Annotated in this window: 25 protein-coding genes; 9 read left to right on the top strand and 16 right to left on the bottom strand. The window is 65.3% G+C overall.

What is annotated here, in order from left to right; all coding sequences use genetic code 11:
- The 4 genes from ACIQTZ_RS06285 to ACIQTZ_RS06270 all read right to left on the bottom strand — a co-directional run bounded on the left by ACIQTZ_RS06285 (nucleotide 1) and on the right by ACIQTZ_RS06270 (nucleotide 3,052).
- Entirely contained in the window at nucleotides 1-987 is a 987-nt protein-coding gene (locus tag ACIQTZ_RS06285; protein ID WP_402978574.1) for a 1-phosphofructokinase family hexose kinase, read from the bottom strand.
- Entirely contained in the window at nucleotides 984-1,778 is a 795-nt protein-coding gene (locus ACIQTZ_RS06280) for a DeoR/GlpR family DNA-binding transcription regulator (RefSeq protein WP_402951390.1), read from the bottom strand. Before ACIQTZ_RS06280 ends, ACIQTZ_RS06285 begins: the two co-directional genes overlap by 4 nt.
- Before the next feature lie 578 nt (nucleotides 1,779-2,356).
- Nucleotides 2,357-2,566, bottom strand: coding sequence for a hypothetical protein (locus ACIQTZ_RS06275; RefSeq protein ID WP_397324862.1), 210 nt, complete (start codon nucleotides 2,564-2,566; stop codon nucleotides 2,357-2,359).
- 54 nt (nucleotides 2,567-2,620) lie between these two features.
- Nucleotides 2,621-3,052: a hypothetical protein gene (locus ACIQTZ_RS06270; RefSeq protein WP_402951385.1), complete on the bottom strand. Its 432-nt coding sequence runs from the start codon at nucleotides 3,050-3,052 to the stop codon at nucleotides 2,621-2,623.
- A 161-nt stretch (nucleotides 3,053-3,213) separates the two neighbouring features.
- Between ACIQTZ_RS06270 and ACIQTZ_RS06265 the strand changes: the two genes are divergently transcribed.
- The 3 genes from ACIQTZ_RS06265 (at nucleotide 3,214) to ACIQTZ_RS06255 (ending at nucleotide 5,856) form a co-directional block, all read left to right on the top strand.
- Nucleotides 3,214-3,987, top strand: coding sequence for an ANTAR domain-containing protein (locus tag ACIQTZ_RS06265; RefSeq protein ID WP_402951383.1), 774 nt, complete (start codon nucleotides 3,214-3,216; stop codon nucleotides 3,985-3,987).
- A gap of 242 nt (nucleotides 3,988-4,229) precedes the next feature.
- Nucleotides 4,230-4,688, top strand: a complete 459-nt coding sequence (locus ACIQTZ_RS06260) for a hypothetical protein (RefSeq protein WP_402978571.1) — start codon at nucleotides 4,230-4,232, stop codon at nucleotides 4,686-4,688.
- Between the two features lie 40 nt (nucleotides 4,689-4,728).
- On the top strand, nucleotides 4,729-5,856 hold the full coding sequence (locus tag ACIQTZ_RS06255) for a glutamate--cysteine ligase (RefSeq protein ID WP_402978568.1): 1,128 nt from the start codon (nucleotides 4,729-4,731) through the stop codon (nucleotides 5,854-5,856).
- Between the two features lie 80 nt (nucleotides 5,857-5,936).
- On the opposite strand, the gene ACIQTZ_RS06250 is transcribed toward ACIQTZ_RS06255, so the two are convergent.
- Together ACIQTZ_RS06250 and ACIQTZ_RS06245 are read right to left on the bottom strand one after the other, a co-directional pair.
- Nucleotides 5,937-6,338, bottom strand: coding sequence for a VOC family protein (locus ACIQTZ_RS06250; protein WP_402978565.1), 402 nt, complete (start codon nucleotides 6,336-6,338; stop codon nucleotides 5,937-5,939).
- A gap of 48 nt (nucleotides 6,339-6,386) precedes the next feature.
- A complete protein-coding gene (locus ACIQTZ_RS06245; protein WP_400270013.1) occupies nucleotides 6,387-6,809 on the bottom strand; it encodes a helix-turn-helix transcriptional regulator in 423 nt (140 codons plus the stop codon).
- Between the two features lie 26 nt (nucleotides 6,810-6,835).
- On the opposite strand from ACIQTZ_RS06245, the gene ACIQTZ_RS06240 reads away from it, so the two are divergent.
- The 4 genes from ACIQTZ_RS06240 to ACIQTZ_RS06225 all read left to right on the top strand — a co-directional run bounded on the left by ACIQTZ_RS06240 (nucleotide 6,836) and on the right by ACIQTZ_RS06225 (nucleotide 11,873).
- The gene (locus ACIQTZ_RS06240) at nucleotides 6,836-7,474 is read left to right on the top strand and encodes an alpha/beta hydrolase (RefSeq protein WP_400335701.1); all 639 of its coding nucleotides are present in this window, start codon (nucleotides 6,836-6,838) and stop codon (nucleotides 7,472-7,474) included.
- A 251-nt stretch (nucleotides 7,475-7,725) separates the two neighbouring features.
- Complete coding sequence (locus tag ACIQTZ_RS06235; RefSeq protein WP_402978562.1) at nucleotides 7,726-8,742, top strand: LacI family DNA-binding transcriptional regulator; 1,017 nt, start codon at nucleotides 7,726-7,728, stop codon at nucleotides 8,740-8,742.
- 8 nt (nucleotides 8,743-8,750) lie between these two features.
- Entirely contained in the window at nucleotides 8,751-9,482 is a 732-nt protein-coding gene (locus tag ACIQTZ_RS06230; protein WP_400335697.1) for an HAD family hydrolase, read from the top strand.
- Nucleotides 9,483-9,512: 30 nt separating this feature from the next.
- Complete coding sequence (locus ACIQTZ_RS06225; RefSeq protein ID WP_402978558.1) at nucleotides 9,513-11,873, top strand: glycoside hydrolase family 65 protein; 2,361 nt, start codon at nucleotides 9,513-9,515, stop codon at nucleotides 11,871-11,873.
- A 3-nt stretch (nucleotides 11,874-11,876) separates the two neighbouring features.
- Here the strand turns inward: ACIQTZ_RS06225 and ACIQTZ_RS06220 are convergent, their stop codons facing one another.
- The 4 genes from ACIQTZ_RS06220 to ACIQTZ_RS06205 form a co-directional block, all read right to left on the bottom strand.
- Nucleotides 11,877-12,068, bottom strand: a complete 192-nt coding sequence (locus ACIQTZ_RS06220; RefSeq protein ID WP_402949797.1) for a YegP family protein — start codon at nucleotides 12,066-12,068, stop codon at nucleotides 11,877-11,879.
- Nucleotides 12,068-12,478: a hypothetical protein gene (locus ACIQTZ_RS06215; protein ID WP_402949796.1), complete on the bottom strand. Its 411-nt coding sequence runs from the start codon at nucleotides 12,476-12,478 to the stop codon at nucleotides 12,068-12,070. The genes ACIQTZ_RS06220 and ACIQTZ_RS06215 overlap by 1 nt, the downstream gene beginning before the upstream one ends.
- A gap of 146 nt (nucleotides 12,479-12,624) precedes the next feature.
- Nucleotides 12,625-13,365, bottom strand: coding sequence for an ANTAR domain-containing protein (locus ACIQTZ_RS06210; protein ID WP_400335691.1), 741 nt, complete (start codon nucleotides 13,363-13,365; stop codon nucleotides 12,625-12,627).
- Between the two features lie 45 nt (nucleotides 13,366-13,410).
- A complete protein-coding gene (locus tag ACIQTZ_RS06205) occupies nucleotides 13,411-14,223 on the bottom strand; it encodes a tryptophan-rich sensory protein (protein ID WP_400335689.1) in 813 nt (270 codons plus the stop codon).
- Nucleotides 14,224-14,311: 88 nt separating this feature from the next.
- On the opposite strand from ACIQTZ_RS06205, the gene ACIQTZ_RS06200 reads away from it, so the two are divergent.
- Nucleotides 14,312-14,836, top strand: coding sequence for a MarR family winged helix-turn-helix transcriptional regulator (locus ACIQTZ_RS06200; protein WP_402978555.1), 525 nt, complete (start codon nucleotides 14,312-14,314; stop codon nucleotides 14,834-14,836).
- Here the strand turns inward: ACIQTZ_RS06200 and ACIQTZ_RS06195 are convergent.
- Genes ACIQTZ_RS06195 through idi form a run of 6 tightly spaced genes read right to left on the bottom strand, consistent with a single transcriptional unit; the run spans nucleotide 14,831 to nucleotide 20,729 of the window.
- Nucleotides 14,831-16,150: a prenyltransferase gene (locus ACIQTZ_RS06195; protein ID WP_402978552.1), complete on the bottom strand. Its 1,320-nt coding sequence runs from the start codon at nucleotides 16,148-16,150 to the stop codon at nucleotides 14,831-14,833. The genes ACIQTZ_RS06200 and ACIQTZ_RS06195 overlap by 6 nt on opposite strands.
- Nucleotides 16,147-16,512: a lycopene cyclase domain-containing protein gene (locus ACIQTZ_RS06190; RefSeq protein WP_402949786.1), complete on the bottom strand. Its 366-nt coding sequence runs from the start codon at nucleotides 16,510-16,512 to the stop codon at nucleotides 16,147-16,149. The genes ACIQTZ_RS06195 and ACIQTZ_RS06190 overlap by 4 nt, the downstream gene beginning before the upstream one ends.
- Nucleotides 16,512-18,179, bottom strand: a complete 1,668-nt coding sequence (gene crtI, locus ACIQTZ_RS06185) for a phytoene desaturase family protein (RefSeq protein WP_402949783.1) — start codon at nucleotides 18,177-18,179, stop codon at nucleotides 16,512-16,514. Before crtI ends, ACIQTZ_RS06190 begins: the two co-directional genes overlap by 1 nt.
- The gene (locus tag ACIQTZ_RS06180; RefSeq protein WP_402949780.1) at nucleotides 18,176-19,081 is read right to left on the bottom strand and encodes a phytoene/squalene synthase family protein; all 906 of its coding nucleotides are present in this window, start codon (nucleotides 19,079-19,081) and stop codon (nucleotides 18,176-18,178) included. The genes crtI and ACIQTZ_RS06180 overlap by 4 nt, the downstream gene beginning before the upstream one ends.
- Nucleotides 19,078-20,184 (bottom strand): polyprenyl synthetase family protein, encoded by a 1,107-nt coding sequence (locus ACIQTZ_RS06175; RefSeq protein WP_402978549.1) that lies wholly within the window; start codon nucleotides 20,182-20,184, stop codon nucleotides 19,078-19,080. The genes ACIQTZ_RS06180 and ACIQTZ_RS06175 overlap by 4 nt, the downstream gene beginning before the upstream one ends.
- Nucleotides 20,181-20,729 (bottom strand): isopentenyl-diphosphate Delta-isomerase, encoded by a 549-nt coding sequence (idi, locus tag ACIQTZ_RS06170; protein WP_400335678.1) that lies wholly within the window; start codon nucleotides 20,727-20,729, stop codon nucleotides 20,181-20,183. Before idi ends, ACIQTZ_RS06175 begins: the two co-directional genes overlap by 4 nt.
- An 83-nt stretch (nucleotides 20,730-20,812) precedes the next feature.
- On the opposite strand from idi, the gene ACIQTZ_RS06165 reads away from it, so the two are divergent.
- The gene (locus ACIQTZ_RS06165) at nucleotides 20,813-21,376 is read left to right on the top strand and encodes a MarR family winged helix-turn-helix transcriptional regulator (protein WP_400335675.1); all 564 of its coding nucleotides are present in this window, start codon (nucleotides 20,813-20,815) and stop codon (nucleotides 21,374-21,376) included.
- Nucleotides 21,377-21,569: the final 193 nt, after the last annotated feature.

Here is a 21,569-nt window from a genome sequence, read left to right as displayed (position 1 = left end):
TTAGTCCTTCTGGAGGGCCGTGATGGTTACGGCGTCTGGGGTTGTCTGGTGGACTGCCGGGACAGTGGAGCCCGGCAGCGATGCAGCAGCGGCACCATGCGCCACGGCTTGACGGAGGCAGTCCGGGGCGGAACCACCTTTGCTTGCAGCCAGCAGGTAGCCGGCCAAGGACGAATCGCCGGCACCGACAGTGCTGACGGCTTGGATCGGCGGATGCGTGGCAAGCCACGCTCCGTCTGCCGTCACCAGGACTGCGCCCTTGGATCCGAGTGTTGCGAGTACAGCACCCACACCGCTTTCGACGACGGCGGCAGCAGCTTGGGCGGCTTTGGCCGGGTCTGCCTCCAGTTCCTCAGCGGTGGAGACTTGGGTGAAACCGGCCGCGGCGGCAAGCTCCGCAAGCTCTTCGGCGTTGGGTTTCAGGAGATCCGGCTTTCCGGCGGGGTCCCCTTCCAGGGCCGCCGCCAGCGGAGCGCCGGAGGAGTCGATGGCGATCTCAGGTGCGGCGAGCCCATCGGAGCGGGAACGGAGCCGGCGTGCGATGGTGGCGTAGAAGTCGGCGGGAACCCCTGGTGGGAGCGAGCCGGCAAGGACTACCCAGCTGGCGCCACGGGAGCGCTCCAGCAGCAACCCGATCAGGGCCTCTTGCTGTTCGGCGCTCAACTCCGGGCCGGGTTCATTGATCTTGGTGGTGATGCCATCCGGTTCGGTGAGCGTCACGTTGCTGCGCAGCGCCTGGCCGATCGGCAGCGCCGCAAACGGCACACCGCCGTCGTGCAGTCCTGCGAGGACCGGATCCGAATCGGCGCCCGGGAGGACGGCGAGGGTTTCGAGGCCGGAGGCCACGAGTGCCCGGGAAACGTTGACGCCCTTTCCACCGGATTCCTGGTGGACGTGGGTGGCACGCTGCACTTCGCCGCGGGCCAGCGGTCCGGGCAGCTCCACCGTGCGGTCAAGGCTGGGGTTGGCGGTCAGGGTGACGATCATGCGACCACCACGTCTACGCCGGCGTCGGCCAGGGCTGCCGCGAGTTCCGCGGAGGGCTCCCTGTCTGTGATCAAAGTATCCACATCCTTCAGAGTGGCGAACTGGACCAGGGTTTCGGCGTCCAGCTTGGAGGAATCGGCCAGGGCCACCACGCGGCGGGCCGACTTGACGAACGCGGCCTTGACCGCGGCTTCCTCGGGATCGGGGGTACTGAGCCCGAAGGTGGCGTGGATGCCGTTGGCCCCGACGAACGCGATGTCCGGACGGAGCTTGACGGCGGCGTCCACGGTGGACTGTCCCACTGCCGCCTGCGTTAGTCCGCGGACGCGGCCACCAAGGATCTGGAGGGCGACGCCGGGAGTGGCGGACAGCTTGCCGGCGATGGGAATGGCGTGCGTAATCACCACGAGCTCGTCCGTTGACCCGTTGGATGCCGGCGTGCGCTGTGCCAGCAGGTCCGCGAGGGTTTCGGTGGTGGAGCCGGCATCAAGCAGGATGCTGCCGGTGGTGGGCCCGGGAATCATGGCGAGGGCGGCGGCGGCGATGCGGAGTTTCTCTGCCTGGCGCTGAATGGCGCGCTCCAGGATGCTTTCTTCGCGGGTGCTGAGCCGGTCCGAGGGAACCGCGCCGCCGTGGACGCGGCGCAGGTTGCCGGAAACTTCGAGCGCTGCGAGGTCCCGGCGGATGGTTTCGGTGGTGATGCTGAATCGGTCCGCCAGCTCGGTGACACTGACGCGTCCGCGCTCTGTGACGAGTGCGGAGATCAGTTGCTGGCGCTCTTCGGCGAACACTTACCCTCCATTGCGTCATGCGTGAGTCGTTGTCTTCATTGCCTTCCACTCACGGTGACTGCTGTCACACGTAATGTGGAATTGCTTGACTCTATCTGTGTTTGTGTTGGTAAGTCAATAGAAAACAACATAAACACAGATTGCTTGGTGAGGGCGGTGAAACCGGGTTGTGACACGAGGGTGTGGTGACTGCGCCCGGACGCTGGCCCGGGCATGGCAGAGGGCATGACGCACTCCCTGTAGTGCGTCATGCCCTCGTTCGGATCCTGACTGGGGGATTTGCCAGGATCCGGTCTTAGGGGACCTGTCGTCGATGCGGCGCTGGTCCGGGGGTGCGTCAACCTATGGTTCGCGCGGTGTGGGTCCGTCCGGTGGGGTGGGTCCGTCCGGCGGTGTGGTTCCCGGTACGGGTTCCCGCTCGGGAGTGGGCTTGGGAACCGGCGGTGGTCCGGGCTCCGGTAGCGGCACCGGCTCCGGCGTGGGCGCAGGTTCGCGTGCTGTTCGTCCCTCTGGCCCGGACTGCCCCGCCGGGCTGGACTGGCCCTCCGGCCCGGGAGCCCAAGCGGAGGTTGGCTCTGTCATGACTTCCCGTTCCGTCCGTGGCTCCGCTGCTGGGGGCGGAGGGTGCGCGGCGTGGAGGAGGGATACTTGCTGGAATCCCAGCCGGAGCCCAGGTAGTCGATGGGGAGGTTGTCCGGATCCGGCGGATCGGGCAACTTGTGCTTGCGCCCGGCCTGGGGTCCCGCATTGGTGGCCAGCGACTCTTTCCTGCGCTTCTCTGCGTGCATGCGTTCTCTTCCTCTATGTCCGGACCAGGCCGGATTGAACCGAAATGGTGCGGGTTAGTCCGGAATCTCCATCCGGAAGCCGCACGTGCATCCAAGGACGCGGGTGTTGATGTAGACCTCGTAGAGCCGCAACGGTGCCCCGGGCTTGAGCGCCAAGGGTGCCTGGATGCGGCGAAGCTCGCAGCTGCGCGTTTTCATGGGGTTGCCGCAATGCAGGAACTGGCCGCCGAATTGGAGGATGCCCTGGGCACCGCTTGGCCGGTTCAGGATGGCGGCCACCCGCTGCACGCTTGCCAGGTGTTCGTAGGTGTACCTGCACTCCGCGCACTGATAGCTGACGTCCACCCTGTTGGGCGCGGGCGGATAGTGCGACTGGATGGAATCCACCAACAGATGCTGGTCGGTGTTGCAGCGTGGGCACCACAGCGGCTCGTCGGGTGGTTGGTGTGCTTCGTCGGGAACCCTCGAGGCAGGCTGGGCCGGCATGGCATTCACCTCTGTGTGAATATGGGGGCGCCCGTCTGCATGAGCTGTGAAGCGGGGTCCGTCGACGCAGACCGTAGCTAGATTGTGCACATAGGTGCACCGCAGATGCAAGGATTTTTGGGGGATCCGCTCGGGGTGGAAGAGGTGTAGATAATAGTGGCATGGACCAAATTCATCCGGACACGGCCATGCCCGTGGAGGCGCCTGCTGCCGACGACGTCCCCGTGGCCGAGCAGCTCCAGGACCTGGTGATCGACAGTGAGGATGTGGGCGGATTCCTTGGCGAACTCGCCGTGTTCTCCGCCGATTCGGTGTCCGCCACCGTAGGGCTGGGCGTGCTCTGCGGCATCACCTTGAGCCGCCGTCGCAAGGCCTTGACGGTTGCCGGCAACAGCCACGAGGCGCGGTTGATCGACGAGGTCCAGCGGACTTTCGGCGATGGTCCCTGCCTGGAAGCCATGCGCACCCACACCACGGTGCTGGTGGAGGACACTGCCACTGAGGAGAGATGGTCCGACTATTGCAGCGTGATCGCCGGTCGCGGGCATTTGTCCGTGCTGTGCGTGCCCCTGGAATTGGACGAAGGAGCCACCGCCGCGCTCAACTTTTTTGCTCCGCAGGCCCACATTTTCGATCCTGCAACCGTCCGCAATTGCGAGCTGTATGCGAGCCAGGCAGAGCGTTCGCTGCGCTTGGCCGTGCGGATCGGAACCAAGCAGCAGCATGCCGAAGACCTGCAGGATGCCATGGCCTCGCGCACTGCAATCGACCTTGCCTGCGGAATCATCATGGGCCAGAACCGCTGCAGCCAGGCTGAAGCCTTCGGGATGCTGAAAAAGGCCTCCAACGGCCGTAACCAAAAGCTCCGGGACGTTGCTGAAGCCATGATCAAGGCTGTTGCCGGGACCGCCTCGGTATCCCATTTCGACCTCTAGGCGCATGCTGTTAAGCCACTCGTGTCTTGTGACGTGCGGCACTGTTGAACTACATTCATTACTGGGTTAAGCCAATAGCCCCTGGATCCTTACGACCTCGGAGCGCGGCTGACAAGCCCTCTCCAGGGACGCGGGCTCCGACAGGAGCATCAGCTTCTCCCGACCGCTGTTCAGTGTGTCCCGCAAGGGACGGTTGTCGGAAACCACCGCTTTGGTGGTGCTTGCAATAAAGGAGAATGGCAATGACGCTTGGTTCCCCGATTCCTGCCCCGAAACGCTTGCCTGGGGCAACTCCCGCCACTGAAGACGCCGGCTCACGCCCGTGGTGCACAGTGTGCGATACCGATTCGTACATTTTTGTTGAAACAGTGGTTGAGGCCACGCCGAACCAGTCAGAGATTGTCGAAGTCAGCTACACCTGCAGTGAATGCGATACCTTCTACGCCCACGCCGTCCCGTTGGCCGAACTGGTCCCGGAGATCCAGTCGGAATTCCTCTCTACGTCCGCGGCCGGCCTGTGGTTCAGCTGCACCCATTGCGGCGAGCCCATGACACTTGGCCGCCCCACCGAACGGTTCATCGAAGCACCCCGGACCACTGACTATCCGGACACTCCCAGCCTTCTGGAGGTCTACCTGCAAACACAGGTGCTCCACTGCCGGTGCGGCTTCCAAATGGAGGTTCCGCGCCACGTGGGATGACGGGCGTCTCTGAAAACATGACCCGTGGGGAGGGGTGGCTATGCGAACGTTTGGCGTAGAGGAAGAGCTCCTCATTGCCGATCCGATTGATGGGATGCCGCTGGCCCTTGCCTCCGGAGTCCTGGATATCGCCGCGCACCACGAGCAGGATGATGGGCCATCGCTGAAGTCCGAGTTCAAGCAGGAACAGGTGGAGGTGAACTCCCGGCCCTGCACCACCGCCGAGGGCCTTCGCCAGGAAATCCAGCGGGGGCGGGCGCTCGCGGACAAGGCCGCCAGGACCGTGGGCGCACGGGTTGCAGCCCTGGCCACGCCACCTGTCTTCCATGCGACGCCAACCCTGGGCAACCAGCGCTACGCCACCATGGGCGATGAGTTCGGCCTGATTGCCCGGGAACAGATCACGTGTGGTTTCCACGTGCATGTTTCCATCGGGTCGCCCGAAGAGGGCGTTGCAGTCCTGGACCGCATGCGCCACTGGCTTCCGGTGTTGCTGGCCTTGAGCGCCAATTCGCCGTACTGGATGGGCACGGACACGGGTTTCGCCAGTTACCGAACCCAGATCTGGAACCGCTGGCCCACCGCCGGACCCATGGACGTGTTCGGATCGGCGGATGGATACCGGAGTGTCCTGCGGGAGCTGCTCAAGACCGGCGTGCCCCTGGACGAGGGCATGATCTACTTCGACGCGCGCCTTTCCCGCGGCCAGCCCACAGTGGAATTGCGGATCGCCGACGTCTGCCTTTACGCCGGGGACGCCCTGACCATCGCGGTCCTCGCGCGGGCCTTGGTGGAGACCTCGGCGAGGCAGTGGCGGGAGGGCGCGCCGCCGTCGGACGTTTTGACCAGCGTGCTGCGCATGTCCAACTGGCGCGCCAGCCGTTATGGCGTCAACGAGCAGCTGATCCACCCCGGGGAGTTGGAGCCCTGCCCGGCGGAGGATGCCGTGGGTGCGCTGCTGCGCCACGTGGGCCCGGCGCTCACGGAGACGGGAGACCTGGCAGTGGCCCGTGCCGGGGTGGCGGCGATTCTCCGGCGAGGCACGGGTGAACGACTCCAGCGGCACGCCTACAGCCGCCGTTTGCGGCTGGCTGACGTGGTCTCCGCGGCCATCGCTTCGACGCATCAGGACGGCGAACGGACCGACGCCGGACTCATGCTCCGGTAAGTACCGCTCAAGCACGACGACGGCTGGCTGGCTTGGGTGCCCAAGCTGACCAGACCGCCGTCGTACTTCATGTGGGGGCGTCAGCCCTGGTTGATGCGGATCATGTTGCCCGAGGGGTCGCGGAAAGCGCAGTCTCGCGGACCCCATGGCTGGTCGATCGGTTCCTGGAGGACCTCGGCGCCGGATGCGCGGAGCTTCTCGAACGTGCCGTCCAGATCGTCCGTGCTGAAGACGAGCATGGGCATGACGCCTTTGGTGAGGAGTTCCTGGATGGCGTCCCCGTCGGCCTGGGAACGGCCGGCGTGCGGCGGGGAGAGCACCAGTTCGAGGTCCGGCTGGGCGTCGCTGCCGAGGGTGACCCAGCGCTGGCCGTCCGAGCCGACGTCGTTCCTGACGTCCAAGCCCAGTGCGTCCCGGTAGAAGGCGAGCGATTCGTCCACATCGTTGACAGTTACGTGTGCGTATTTCAGTGAGATGTTCATGACTCACACGCTATTGCAGTCGCGAAACGGGCGCTTCTTCGATCCTGCTCAGCTTGTGGGTGCTGTGGTGGCTTTGCGTCGTTCGGGGCGGGTGTGCTGCTTGGCGATGCAGTTGGGCATGGCTTTCACGGCCTCATGTTCGCGGGTGCGGTACTCGCTGGGCGTGATGCCAACAATCTCCGTGAACCGTGAGCTGAAGGAACCCAGAGAGGTACATCCGACTTCCATGCAGGCATCGGTGACACTGGTGCCGGCCCGCAGCAAGGCCATGGCCCGCTCGATCCTGCGCGTCATGAGGTAGTTGTAGGGTGATTCGCCATAGGCTGCCTTGAACTGGCGGGAAAAATGGGCGGGGGACATGAGGGCCCCGGCTGCCATGGTGGGCACATCCAGCGGGCGCGCATACTCCCGGTCGATGAAGTCGCGTGCGCGCCGCAGATGGGCCAGATTGGCCAGTTCCTGCGGTGTCATGCGGTCAGTCTACTAGGCTCAGGCTCATGGATTCAGTGGTTTGGTCGAAGCCCGAAAGTGAGCGCGCGGGCACTCCTTTGTTGGTGATGCTGCACGGCTACGGGACCAGCGAGGAACGCATGGTTTCCCTCTTTCCGCACCTGCCGCAGGAGTTCACGTGCGTGGCCCTGCGCGGGCCGAAGGTGATCGGCGACCACTATGGCTGGTTCCTGCTGGACTACTTCCTGACCAATGATTTTGCCGACGTCATCGCTTCCACCAACAAGGTCTTCGAATGGATCGGCTCGGTGCGGCAGAACCACAGCAGCGTCAGCCTGCTGGGCTACTCGCAGGGCATGGCCATGGCCAGCACCCTTCTGCGCCTCAAGCCGGAACAGTTCGCAGCCACCGTTGGCCTCTCCGGGTTTGTCCTGGACAACGACCTCCTGGCATTGTCTGAGTCCTTCGACACTCCGCCGCCGTTCTTCTGGGGAAGGGACAAGGCCGATCCAGTGATCAACGAGGATGCCATCGCCCACACCAAGGAATGGCTCAACGCAAACATGGCCCTCACCGCGCGCACCTATCCCGGGATGGGGCACCGGATCGAGCCGCCGGAACTGGTGGACGTGAGTGCCTTCCTTCGTTTCTACGTCCTCGGCCCCGCGCCAACCCCGCCCAACTAGGTCGCAGTTGTGCGCGTTATGACAGCTCAAAACGCGCACAAATGCGACTCAGTTGGGGGAGGGGTTGGGATTAGACGGCATGCCGGCACCCCGGCGCAACACCGGCGGTGAGGTCCACGTCACATTTCCGAATCCAGCCCCACTCTGTTGAATGACAAAATTGTAAGCGCTTACACTTTTGGCTGCGGCGCTCCCCAAGCGCCGCCACCACAGGGTGAACTCGAGCATGGAAAGGGTTGAGGCCGTGTTGCATGGTTAGGACGCACCGGGCGACGATCCAGGACGTTGCCCTCCTCTCCGGATTGTCTATTTGCACCGTCTCCAGGGCGCTCCGGAACCTCCCCAACGTTTCAGAAAAGGCCCAGCGGCAAGTGTCGGACGCCGCCAGCAAACTGGGTTACAAGGCCTCGGCCGCGGCAGCCCGCCTGGCCGGCGGCCGCACCGGCTCGGTGGCGATCATCGCCCCCACCGCCACCACCTGGTTCTTCGCCCAAGCCGTGGAAGCGGCCGAGGAAGTGTTCGGCGACAGCGGCTACGACACCGTGCTGATCAGCCTGCGCAACAAGAAAAGCGTGAAGCAGCAGGTCTTCGGCAACCTGGAGCAATTGGCCCAGAGGGTGGACGGGCTGCTGCTGCTCAATGTTGACCTGGACCCCGGCGAAGTGGAAGCATTGGACGCTTCCGGTTTGGCGGTAGCCAGCGTGAGCATGCGGAATGTTCCGTGGGACAATGTTGGTATCGATGACGAACATGCGGCGTGGCGGGCCACCTCCCACCTGCTGGAGTTGGGGCATTGGGACTTGGCTGTCCTTGCGGGCATTGAGCCCGTTGTGAAGGACATTCCCCGCTTCCAAGGCTTCAGTCGTGCACTTGATGAACACCACCTCACCGTCCACCCGGACCAGGTGGTGGGCTGCGAGCCCAGCATCGACGACGGCCGCCGGGCGATGACCGAACTCATGGCCCGCGGTGGAAAGCCCACTGCAGTGTTCGCCCATTGTGACGAGGCGGCGTTCGGTGCGCTCATGGCGTTGCGCGAACACGGCCTGGCCGCGCCAAAGAACATGTCCGTGATCGGCATCGATGACCATCCCATGAGCTGGTTCCTTGGTTTGAGTACCGTGGCCCAGCCCGTAGCGGACCAGGGTGCCTTCGCGGCGAACCTGCTCTGCGAACGACTCGTGAATACCGAAACCCCCAACCCACCCGCCAACCACCTGCTCGATACCAAGCTCATCGAACGCAAGACCACGCGTCACAAGCGCTGAACGGAACAATGCACATGACTGACCTTCGTACTGCCTGGACGGGCGCCTCTGCGCTCCTTTTCGACCTCGACGGCGTGCTGACGCCCACTGCCGTGGTGCACGAGCAAGCGTGGCAGGAACTGTTCGACGGCTACCTCGCGGAACAGAACCACCCTGAGGGCTACCAGGAGAGCGACTACTTCGACCACATCGATGGCAAGCCGCGCTTCGATGGCGTGCGGGACTTCCTGACCTCCCGCGGCATCACCCTGCCCGAGGGACCGACGGATGATGCCCCCACCAACCAGACGGTGCAGGGCCTGGGGAACCGGAAGAACGCCATCTTCAACGAGATCGTGGACACCCGCGGCGTGGAGCCGTACCCGGGCTCGGTGAAGTTCATCAACGCGGCCCTGGAGCAAGGCCTCCACGTTGCCGTTGTTTCCTCGTCCCGCAACGCTCCCGCGGTCCTGAAGGCCGCCGGACTGGACCACCACTTCGAGGTGGTGGTGGACGGGCAGGTGGCTGCCGCCGTCGGGCTTCCCGGAAAGCCGGACCCCGCAACGTTCACCTATGCGGCCTCGCTGCTGGGCGTCCCCACGGAGGAATGCATTGTGGTTGAGGACGCCGTGTCCGGTGTCCAGGCCGGAAGCGCGGGAAATTTCCAGGCCGTGATCGGCGTGGACCGCGGCGCCGGCCGCCAAACCCTTCTTGACGCCGGTGCGACGCTGGTAGTCGAAGACCTCAACGACCTTCTCTGACCCGACTTTTTCAAAGGACTTCATCAGCCCATGGCACTCATCAGCTCTGACCGGCTGCGCTTCCCCTGCGAGCCTTGGAAACTTGTGGAAAACATCCACGTCCCTGGCGACGAGGGAACCCTGGAAACCCTCTTCGCGCTGGGCAATGGCCACCTTGGCATCCGTGGCTCGCACTCGACTCCCGGCGAAGGCGAACTCCCGGGCACCTTCATTAACGGTTTCCATGAGATCTGGGACATCAAGCACGCCGAAAATGCCTACGGATTCGCCCGTACCGGCCAGCGGATCGTGTATGTCCCTGACGCCAACAATTTCTCCATCTGGATCGACGGCGAGGCCCTGAGCCTGGCCGAGTCGACGGTCCTGGACTACCACCGGAGCATCGACTTTGCCACCGGCGTGTACGAGGAAACCACCACGTGGGCCTGCCGTTCCGGTGCCACGGTCACCACGGTGGAGCGCCGCGCGGTGGGCTTCGATTCCCGCGGCTGCCTCGGCCTGGAGCTGTCCGTGAGCGCGGACCGTGACGTGTCAGCGGACATCAGCTCCGCCGTCGTCAACCGCCAGGACCAGCCTGTGGAGGACCACTCGGTCCACGACCCCCGGCGTTCCGGCCGCCACGCCGGGCGGGTGCTCCTGCCGTTGCACCTGCAGGGCGCCGATGGTTCGCTCCGCCTCGCCTGGGAAACTTCGGAATCACGCCAGCGCGTGGCCATGGCAGTGGACCACTGGATTTCGTACGAGGGGCAGCCGTTCGAGACTGCCGTGGCGGAAGACGAGTCATCCGTCCGCTATGTGCTGGCCATCAACGCCGGTGAGCCGTTCCGGCTGGAAAAAGCAGTCAGCTACATGGTGGCCGGATCCGCGGGTGACGCAGAGGACCGCGGCGAGAGCCTGGTTGCCGAAGCCGAAGCCAACCTGGTTCCGTTCAACGAGATCCTGGCCCAGAGCCTTGCCCACTACAACACGTACTGGACCACGGCAGACGTTTCGATCGGCGGGCAGCCCGAACTGCAGCAGGCGGTTCGCTGGGCCATGTTCCAGCTGGCACAGGCCACGGCCCGAGCGGGTGTTGCGGGTATCCCGGCCAAGGGTGTCAGCGGATCCGGCTACGAGGGCCACTACTTCTGGGACCAGGAGGTCTACCTCCTGCCGTACCTGACGTACACCAACCCGGATGGTGCCCGGAAGGTCCTGGAGTCCCGCCACGCCATGCTGCCGGACGCCCGCGTGCGGGCCAAGGAACTGAGCGTGGACGGTGCCCTGTTCCCGTGGCGGACCATCAACGGACTGGAAGCCAGTGCCTACTACGCTGCCGGAACCGCGCAGTTCCACATCGCCGCGGCCATCGCCTTCGCAGCAACCCGGTACCGTTGGGCCAGTGCCGATGCGGGATTCGAGTCCGAGGTGGGCGCGGACCTGCTGATCGAGACGGCGCGGATGTGGGCCTCCTTGGGCTTCTTTGGCAAGGACGGCATGTTCCACATCCACGGCGTCACCGGCCCGGATGAGTACACGGCCGTGGTTAACGACAACCTGTACACCAACGTCATGGCGCGCTTTAACCTGCGGGCCGCAGCGGCGCTGGAGAACGAGGGCATCGCCGATACAGAGCGCATGGTGTGGCGCCAGGCGGCCGAACGCATGTCCCTGCCCTACGACCCCCACCTTGAGGTCTTCAGCCAGGACAACGACTTCATGACCCTGGAGCCGTGGGACTGGAACACTCCCCAGTCCAAGTACCCGTTGCTGCTGAACTTCCATCCGCTGGTGATCTACCGGCACCAGGTCCTCAAACAGGCCGATACCGTGCTGGCGATGTTCCTCCAGTGGCAGGACTTCTCCGCGGAGGAGAAGCAGCGCGCCTTCGACTTCTACGATCCCATTACCACCGGCGACTCAACCCTGTCCGCCTGCGTGCAGGGCATCATGGCAGCCGAGATCGGCTACGGCGAACTCGCGCTGAAGCACTTCACCGAGGCATTGTTCATCGACCTGGACAACTCGCACGGCAACACGATCGACGGTGTCCACATCGCCTCCACCGGCGGGATCTGGAGTTCCCTGGTGTGCGGCTTCGCGGGCATGCGGGACCAAGGCGACGTGCTGCGCTTCGATCCGCGGCTGCCCTCCGAATGGGAAGACCTGGCGTTCCGGCTGAAGGTCCAGGGGCGGTTGCTGTCCGTGGAGCTCTCCCAGGGATCCATGGCGCTTGGTCTGGTCGAAGCGGCCGGATACAGCAATGAGCCGCTCCGTGTACAGGTCCGGGACCACGGCGTCACGGTCGGCCCGAGCACGGTAACGGTGCCGCTTGAGGCGGTACCGGTGCCTCCGGCGTCGGTCTTCCCGAGTTCGTTCCCGACGGCGGGACTTCCGATCGTGGGTGCGTGACCGCTAGCTGGCGCTGGCTGTGTGGTCCTCTACCAGGCCGCTCGCTGCGATTTCACGCAGGGAGTAGATGCCCTTCGCGGCAGTTTCCTTGTCCTGGAAGCACATGGACAGCGCCAGTTCGGTGCCGTTTGCGTCCACGAGCCGTACACGGCAGTCGCCGCCGGCGGCATCAATGAGTTCAAAGTGCCCGGACATTACTTTGCGCTCCTCTCTCCGACAACCGGTTTCTCCGGCTTCGGTGAGGTGGGCGGTTTCACCGGAGCCAGGGGGCGGCCGCCTGCGGGGTGGGCCGCCTTGGCGGCTTCCCTGCGGTTGTTCAGCTCCGATGTGATGAGGTCCAGGAGGGCCTGGGCCGGTTCGGACAAGTGGTGCGTGTCCGGGGACCCAAGTTGGTCGCAATGGACCAGGACGTGGCGGATGCGTTCCAGCTCCCGCGTAGGCACCAGCGGCCAGCGCCGGAACAACTGCCGGACGGCGATGGCGCCAAGGAGAGCGTCCGGTTTGTTGGGCAGGTCATGCGGCCTCGATGCTCCTCGTCGAGCGATCGGGGCAGCGAACGGCGCTACGCCATGGGTATACGTGGTTTTGACTGAATTGGGGGCCATGCGGACCTCCCCGGAGTAGAGCGAAGGAAGCCGGCTGCGTGACTGTAAAAGCAGCTTACAGAATGTGAGTTATGTCATGTCAATCATTACGTGCCGAATTCGTCAAGCGAGTTTAGAATAAGCAGCTTGCTGATCAATTCCAGTGGTCAGTCCTCGAAATGTGCCGGTGCCGTGTGCGGCTGCCCGGCCATCCGATTAACGATCTCCTGGGCGATGTCCCGCAGCTTGCGGTTCCGGTCACTGGACGCCCGGCGGAGGATGTCGAAGGCTTCGTCGTGCGAGCACCGGTTTTGCGCCATGATCATCCCGCACGCGAGGTCGATCACGGTCCGGCTCTCCATGGCGGCCTTGAGGTCATCGCCGCGCTGGTCCGCAGCCGCGATCCGAACCGCCAGCCGCAGTGCCTTACTGGACATGGTGACGAACCGGACAGCGTCATCCACGGTCTTCTTGGTGAACAGCCCGGGCTCGGCGGCGAAGAAGTTCAGGACGGCCGCCGATTCGTCGCCCAGGTCCATGGGAACGCCCAGTGCGCTGCTGATGCCCGCGGCCAGCAAAGCCTCCGAATAGTCCGGCCAGCGCGGATCAGTCGCGGCGTCCTCCAGGATCTTGGGGACGCCACTGTCCAACGCGTCAACGCAAGGGCCCTCCCCGAGGCTTTGTTCGATCCGGTCCAGGACGACGGCCCGCTCACTGCTGCCGCCGATGGTTGCCGTGCGTTTCCGGCGCCGCAACGTCACGGCGCACTCGATGTGAACGCCGGTGGCCTGGCTCATCATGTCGGCGGAGAAGCCCGTGAGCCCGCCCAGGAACTCCTTGATGTCTTCGGTGCCGGCGATAAGGTCCACCAACCGTTCGAAGTCCTCGGCCTTATCTTCAGCAGTCATGGCTTCCAATGTAGAAGCATGGCGCGGCGCTAACAAGCACGCCGGTCAACCGCGCCCACCGCGCACCCGCACCGGCGCCGCCGTCGTTCGCGTCCGGACGATTACCGCGGCTCCCAGTACCGCAACCGCCGCCACGGCCGCGGCGATGGCTGTGGGCGTCGACTGGGGTGCGTCGGCACTGCGGCCCACCGTGATCCACGCGAGCCCCCAGGCGATGGCGGCTGCCAACGCAAGCCGGCCGTGGCCTTTGACCGCCAGGGCAATGCCGACGACGGCGACTACCGCCAGGACCGCTACGGACCACACATCCGGACGCAGCCCGAATCCTGAGAAACCCGCTGCCTTCAACGCCGCGGCAATGTTGGCGCACACGGCCACGCTGGTCCATCCGAGGTAGAGGCCCAGCGTGCCATCGACCACCACGGCCTCCACCCAGGACGAGGCCCGGCTCCGGCTGTAGCGGAGGAAGGCCATCACCAGCACTGCGAGCAGGGCAACAATGACCACGACGCTCACCGGGAGCCAGCCGGCCTGCACCGACAGGATCCACGCCGCGTTCAGGAGCATGGACCCCGCCACCACCCAGCCGAGGGAGCGCTGCCGCGGGTTGCTTCGCTGCGATGGCAGCCATTGCCACACCGTGAAGGCCACCAATCCCGTGTACACCACAGACCAGATGGAGAACGCCGGCGTTGCCGGGGCCAGGAGGGTGGAGTCTGCGCTGAGCGCTCCACCTGCGGCCTGTGCGATGGGCGTGCCGCCGAACACGCCTACCCCGATCATGGAGCCGACGATGCAGACCACCAGGCTCACGGTCACCAAAATTTGGCGTACAAAATCCGAGTTTTTCGTTTTCACGTGCAGAGCCTCTTTCCTTGAGGGACCTCTCCGGACTTACTATCAGATGCTAGGTAAACGAGCTTCATGTTTTGCGAAGGACTGTTGGATGGACGCAGACGGCCACGCCAAGGGCTATTGGTACGGGAAGGACCCGGGACAGAAGGAACTCGCCGTTGGCGTCCTGAATGCCCTCCGGGACTACCGGGTGTCCGAACAAGCCATGCGCAAACGGACCCGGTCCTCCATGCTGATGGGTGAAAAGGACCTGTTGGCGCTTCGGTACCTGTTTGAGGCCGAGGCCGATGGCCGCGTGATGAAGCCGAAGGACCTCGGTGACCGGCTGGGCATAACCTCGGCATCCATGACCACGCTGATCGACCGGCTGGTTGATTCCGGGCACATCCGGCGGGAGCCGCACCCAACGGACCGCCGGGCGCTGATCCTGCGGCCCACGCCGACGTCGGACCAGGAAGTCCGGCACACCTTGGGCGCCATGCACCGGCGCATGCTGGATGTTGCCAGCGGACTGGACCAGGAGCAGGCCCACGTGGTGATGGATTTCCTCCGGCACATGAGCGAGGCCCTGGACACGATCGACCACGAACCCGCCGACGGCCACGAACCATCATGAGCTGAGGCTCCACTGCAGGATCAGGATCAGCGTCACCAGGAATCCTGAACCGTAGTTGAGCCAGATGAAGCGGCGCCAGGCCTTGTTGGTGCGTGCCGCCGTCGTATCCGTGACGTTCCACCAGGGCGCACAATTGGCCACGTACGGCAGGGCCACCACGGCCGCGAGCGGCCCGGGCCACGGCGTCGCCAGCATCGCGAGTCCAGCCAGCAGCCACAGCACGACGGCGAGCCGCACCGTGGCGCGGGCGCCGATCACCGTGGCGATGGAACCGATGCCGGCCTGCCGGTCCGGAACGATGTCCTGCACCGCACCGAACGCATGCGCCGCCATGCCCCAGACGAAGAACGCGGCCAGCAGGATCAGAAGGCCCGCGGTTACGTCCGCCCCGGCCAGCGCCAAGCCCACGACGGCGGGACTGACGAAGTGCGTACTGGACGTCATGGAGTCCACCAGCGGGCGTTCCTTGAAGCGGAGTCCGGCCACGGAGTAAGCCACCACGGCGAAGGCGCTCACCGCGAGGCTGATCCAAGCGGCCGGCCCACCGGCGAAGGCCAGGACCACTAGGAAGGGCACGTTGGTGATGGCGGCCAGCCACAGCATGGGCCGGTGCAGCCGGGGTGGCAGGAGGGCGCCTTCGATGCCGCCCTTGCGGGGATTCTGCAGGTCCGAGGCGTAGTCGAACACGTCGTTGATTCCGTACATGGCCAGGTTGTAGGGGATCAGGAAATAGAACGTGCCCACTACGAGCACCCAGTCGATCTCCCGGGTGGTCAGCAGCATGGCCGCGGCAAAGGGGTAGGCCGTGTTGATCCAGCTCACGGGACGTGAGGCAAGGATGGCCTGGGAAAGCAGTCCGGCGGGACGGGATCCGGAGGGGGCCGGGGGGTTGGGGCGCACGGAGTCGCGGGCACCTTCCGGGGTGGCCGCGTCCGTCTGGGCAGCCGTGCGGCGCGTCAACCACAGCCAGAGTCCGGGCAGCAGCAGGACGGCGGCCAGGGGATAGGCGAAGTCCTCCAGTGGTGCCAGGCCGATCTTTGCGCCGAGGAGATGGGCTTCGTCGTAGTGGAATAGCTCCATGCCGATCATCACCGAATCGAACACCGCCGTGAGGACCGCGAGGGCAGCAAAGGCCAGCCCGACGGCCCGCCAATGCGCTGCAGAAGGCCCCCTGGCGGTGCCGTCCCGCTCTCTGTCCCCACGTTGGGTGCCGCCAGCCGCTATGGCGGGCGCCGCCGTCGTGCTCCTGGCAAAAGCCGCACCGGCAACAGCCGCGGCACCCACGAACGCCAGGGCGAGCCAGAAGTAGGTCATGCGTTCTCCCGCTCCCGTGCGGAGCTGCCCGGAGTTGCCTGCACCAGCGCCCGCCTCTCGAGGATCCGTCGGGCACCCGTGTACAGGACCATGGTGCAGAGAACCAGGAACAGCAGGAACACGGGCTCTTCGAGGGGGAGTTCGGGCGCCAGCAGGATCCCCGTGGCTATGGCCCCTTCGCCACGCAGGAAGATGCCCAGGCCGATTCCCGCCAGGTCCCAGCCGAGGAGGAACACCAGCCCGACGGCGGTGACGATCGCCGCTGCCTTGGCGTCGTGCCAGAAGAAGAGCCGGAACCGGTGGTCAAGGAGCAGCATGCATCCGATGCCGGCGAGCAGCGCTGCCAGGTATACGAAGCCCATCAACCCACCGTCCTGCGGGTGGTGCTGCGGTGGCGCACGGGGCTCGGCCCGGCGCTGTGGTCGCCACGGATCCGTTTCAGGACCAGCTCGGCGCTGATCAGGCACATCGGCACACCGACCCCGGGGGCCGTGGTGGCCCCAGCGTAGTACAAACCATCTACCTTCTTGGAGGCATTCTGCGCCCGGAACATGGCGCTCTGGCCCAGGGTGTGCGCCGGTCCCAGCATGCCTCCCCGCCAGGAGTTGTAGTCCCGCGCAAAGTCCGCCGGGCCAATCGTGTGACGGACAACGATGCGCTCGCGGAGGTCCGGAATGTCCGCCCAGCCGGCGATCTGGTCAATGGCGGCGTCGGCGATGTCCTCGATCCGCGAGTCTCCCGTGCCCTCCGCCCCGCCTGAACCCAACGATGGATCGGCCGGGACGGGTACCAGGACGAACAGGTTCTCGTGGCCGCCGGGTGCCACGCCGGAGTCCGTTGCGCTCGGCTTGCAGACATAGATCGACGCCGGATCGGGAATCCGCGAAGGCTTGCCGAAGATCGCTTCGAAGTTGGCTTGCCAATCACGTGTGAAAAACAGTGAATGGTGCGGCAATTCGGGGAGCTGGCCGCGGACTCCCAGCATCACCAGTACCGCTCCTGGACCGCTCGTCCGGCGCTGCCACCACGAACGGGGGTAGCTGCGGTCCGTGATGTCCAGGAGTTGCGTTTCCGTGTGATGCAGGTCCGCCCCCGAAACGACGGTGTCTGCCACGCTGAAATGCTCCGCTCCGCTTGCGTCCCGCCATTTGACGCCCGTGACCTCGCGGGAGCGCTTGCTGCGGAACGGTGCCGGACCCTGGAAATGGCCGTGTGGCGTGAAGCGATCCTGGGCCTTGGGTTGGGCCTGCCTGGTGGCGATACGCAGCACCTGGGCATCGGTGTGGATCCGGACCCCTGCCTCCACGGCCAAGGCTTCAAGGCGTTGGACGAGTTCCCAGAATCCACCCACCGGATACTGCACCCCATCGCCCAGGTCCAGGGCGCTCATGAGGTGGTACATGGCGGGTGCATCGGCGGGATTGGTCCCCAGGAACACTGCCGGATAGCCCAGTACCTGGCGCAGCACGGGATGCTGGAAGCGCTGCGCGATGAACTTCTCCAAGGGCGTGGCCAACAAACGGGCCAGTTCGGGGAGCCCCCGGAGCACTTCGGGCTGCAGGAGTGCCTTGAGCCGGGTGAACGGGTTGTAGAGGAAATACCGTTCGGCCATGTCTGAGGTGTGCCGGGCGGAGTCCAGATACGCCTTCAGTTGCTTGGCGCTACCGGGTTCAAGCCGTTCGAACGCGTCCCGGACCTGATCGCTGCCCAAGGGGACGGTTACCGGCTCGGGCCGGGTGCCGGCGTCGTCCGGTTCGCTGAAGACACGGTAGGCGGGACTCAGCGTGCGCAGGTCCAGCTGTTCTTCCGTGCTGGTTCCAAGCAGCTCGAAGAAGTGGTCGAAGACGCGCGGCATGAGGTACCAGGACGGGCCGGTGTCGAAGCGGAAGCCGTCCCGTTCCAGCGTTCCCGCGCGGCCTCCCACCCGCGGAAGCCGTTCAAGGAGCTGGACCTCGTGGCCTTCGTGGGCAAGAAGTGCGGCGGTGGCAAGCCCAGCAATGCCACCGCCGATCACTACTGTCCTGGTCATCCGCGGGGTTCCAACCAGGTTGCGGCGACCGCCCGGGCGGCCAGTCCGGCTTTGAAGACATCGGGCACGCGGACCCGTGACTCGTAGAGTTCGGCAACGGATGTCCGCTCGATCCGCCGGGTCAAGGCTGCGAAGAGTGCCAGGGCGCTCCGGACGGCGGCCCTGGCATCGTGGGGGAGGAGCGGGATGACGGCGTTGGCATCGGCCAGCTGGGTGTGGATGGTTTTCACCCATTCGGCACGGTCCGCGTCTTCGAGGTGGTCCGCGGTGCCGAGGTAGCTGCGGCCCAGGCGTGTGGTGTCGTCGGAGAGGTCGCGCAGGAAGTTGATGTTCTGGAAAGCAGCCCCCAGCCGTCCGGCGCCGTACTCCAAGGCCGCAGCGTCGGCGTCGTCCATGGCCTGGCCCCGCACGAAGACCTTGAGGCACATCAGTCCCACCACCTCGGCCGAACCGTAGACGTAACCCTGGTGGGCGGCGGCGTCGAAGCGGAGCGGTGCGGCCGGGGCCGAGTCCTGGTTGCCCAAGTCAGTGCGCATGGAAGCGAAGAACGGGTCCACCAGGGTCTCATCGATTCCCGCCACCCGGGCAGTCTGTGCGAAGGCGTGGATGATGAGGTCGCTGCTGTACCCGATCTTCAGCGCCCGGTGGGTTTCGTCCACAAAGTGGTCCAGGGCCTCGCATTGCTGCTCACGGCTCAGTCCGGCCTCGGCGGTGACGCCGTCCACCAGCTCGTCGGCCACGCGGACCAGGGCGTAGATATTGCGGACGTGCTGGCGATGCCGCGGACCCAGGAGGCGCGTGGCCAGGCCGAAGGACGTGGAGTACGCCGCGATGACCTGGTTGGCGGCGCGTTCGGCGGTGCGGGTGAACTGGCTGAAGGAGGTGTCCACGTCAAGGCTCATGATTGGCGTCCTTCGAGTTGTCCGGCGAGCTCCAGCAGCACATCGCGGGCTCCGCCGGGGATGCCTGCGCTGGAGATGGCCTTGCGGAATTCATTCGTTTGCTGGTCGATGTGGCCTTGGACGAAGGTTTCCGCCCCGCACCCGGACAGTTGCTCCCGGACTCGTTCGGCGTCGCGGCCGCCCAGGTCCGCGCGGCCAAACCATGGTTCGATCCCGGCCCACGCGCTTGTCTTCCGCGCGTAGGCGATGATCGCCGTTTGCTTGCCTTCGCGGAGGTCGGAAAAAGGATCCTTGCCGTGCTGGCGCGGATCCCCGAAGGTGGACAGGAGATCGTCCTGGAGTTGGAACGCCAGGCCCAGGTGGCGGCCCGCCGCCGCCAAAGTGGACTCGGTGGAAGGCTCGACGCCGGCAAGCGTCGCCGCGGCGCGCAGGGGCAGTTCGAACGTGTACGTCGCAGTTTTGTAGCCGCACATGGTCAGGATGGTTTCGAGCTCGGGGGCGACGATGCCGTCTCCAAGGCCCACATCGAGCTGTTCTCCGGCCACTGTCTCATTGATGGTGTGTTCCAGCAGGTCCAGGAGCCTGATCCGGATTTCCTGCGGCAGTTCTGCGCGGGCAAACGCCTGGTGGGTTGCGGCGAGCAGCATATCGCCCATCAGGATGCCGCCCGTCTGTGCCCAATGCAGGGCGCTGTCCGGACGGCCGGCGTCGGGCCTTCCCCCGGACGGCGGCAGTTGGCCGGCCTCTGCAAGGAGGGACCCGATCAGGTTGGGGCGTCCCCGGCGCACGAGGTCGCCGTCGATGACATCGTCGTGCAGCAGGAAGGCGTAGTGCAGGAGTTCGATGGCGGCGGCGATGGAGATGGCAGTGCCTCGGTCCCGGGCGTTTGCTTCCGTCAGCGAGTCGTAGGTCTCCACGAGCAGCAGGGGGCGGACGAACTTTCCGCCGAGCACGTTCTCACCGGCGATCTGCCACAGCCGGTGGAATTCGGGGCCGTACCGGACAGCGGCCTTGGTCCGCTCGCCAATGAGCGTGGACAGTTCGCCCTCGATGGCCGAGCAGAGATGTGGCCTGGCCCGGACCATGTTCGGCATGGTGGTCATGCCGAGACTCCCAGGGTGAGGCCCTTCGCCTCAAGGAGTTGGGGGAACTGCAGGGCGAGCCATGGGCTGAACGCGCTGGCTGTGTGTTCTAGTGCTCCAGACAACAGATCCGGCGAGACCCACACCCAGTCCGCCACCTCCGTGGGGTTGGGCTGGAGTTCACCATGGATCTGTGCAACGTAGACGGGGCAGAGTTCGTTTTCCACTACGCCCGTAGGGTCAACCGCCCTGTAGCGGAAGTCCGGAAGGGCCAGTTCCAGGCGGGTGATGTCTGTCCCGAGTTCGAAGCGCGCCCGCCGCATGACCGCTTCCTCCGGATCTTCACCCGGGCCGGGGTGTCCGCAGAAGCTGTTGGTCCACACGCCGGGCCAGGTCTTCTTTTCCGGGGAGCGGCGGGTCAGGAGCAGCTCGCCGGCGCGGTTCATGAGGTAGCAGGAGAAGGCGAGGTGCAAGGGCGTGTCCTCTGTGTGCACCCGGGATTTGAGGGCTTCCCCGATGGGCGTGCCGGCATCGTCCAGGAGGACAACCATCTCTGCGGTGTTCATGGTGAGCCTTCCTCCAACGCGAGTATTGCTAGACAAGCTAGAAAAAAGACTACCATGTAGGCAGTTAGGTGTAACATACTTTCATGCTCAAAAAGGGAGAAGTTGACGCAGCGTCCTCCTCCCGTCTCTACGACATGGAAGCCAACGATCCGTTGCAGCAACTTGTGGACAGGAGTGGGCTCAGCGACGCCGACCTGCGGCAGATCAACCAGCTGATGGCCGCCATGGGCCGGCTGCGCGACGCGGAAGAGCGCTTGTCGGAGGCCTCGCTGAAGTACATGAAGCTCAACCCCTCGGACATGCGGGCGCTCCACTACCTGATCGTCTCTGCGAACAGCGGCATCATCGCCACCCCGGGCGCCATCGCCGCCCAGTTGCAGATATCGACGGCGTCCACCACCAAGTTGCTGGACCGCCTGGAACGCGCGGGCCATGTCACCCGGCAGCCACATCCCTCCGACCGGCGGGCGCTGGCCATCGCCATCACACCGGAAACCCATGAGGCTGCCATGCAAACCGTGGGTAGGCAGCACGCCCGGCGCTTCCTGGCCGCCGCGCGCCTGACGCCGGCCGAAAGGGACGTGGTGATGCATTTCCTGGATGACATGGCCGAGGAGATCTCAGTGGATAAGGATTCCTGGGAGTAGGGGGATTGCTCGACGGGGTGTGCCTGGTGGCCGTCCGCTACCCGGCGAGCCGACCGCCGTCGTAATCCGCTACGCAGTGCTGTGCCGCTACCACCGACTTTGACGACCGGAAGGTGGTCGGAAGCCCACTGGCCCGGCGCGTCGGCACTCTCCCCATCCAAAGGGGGTCGTGGCGGTACGCCGGACTCGCGAA

It is taken from the genome of Paenarthrobacter sp. NPDC090520 (assembly GCF_044769205.1).
Lineage (GTDB): Bacteria > Actinomycetota > Actinomycetes > Actinomycetales > Micrococcaceae > Arthrobacter.
The sequence above is the reverse complement of the archived record's forward strand: the minus strand, read 5'-3'. Positions and strand labels throughout refer to the sequence as shown.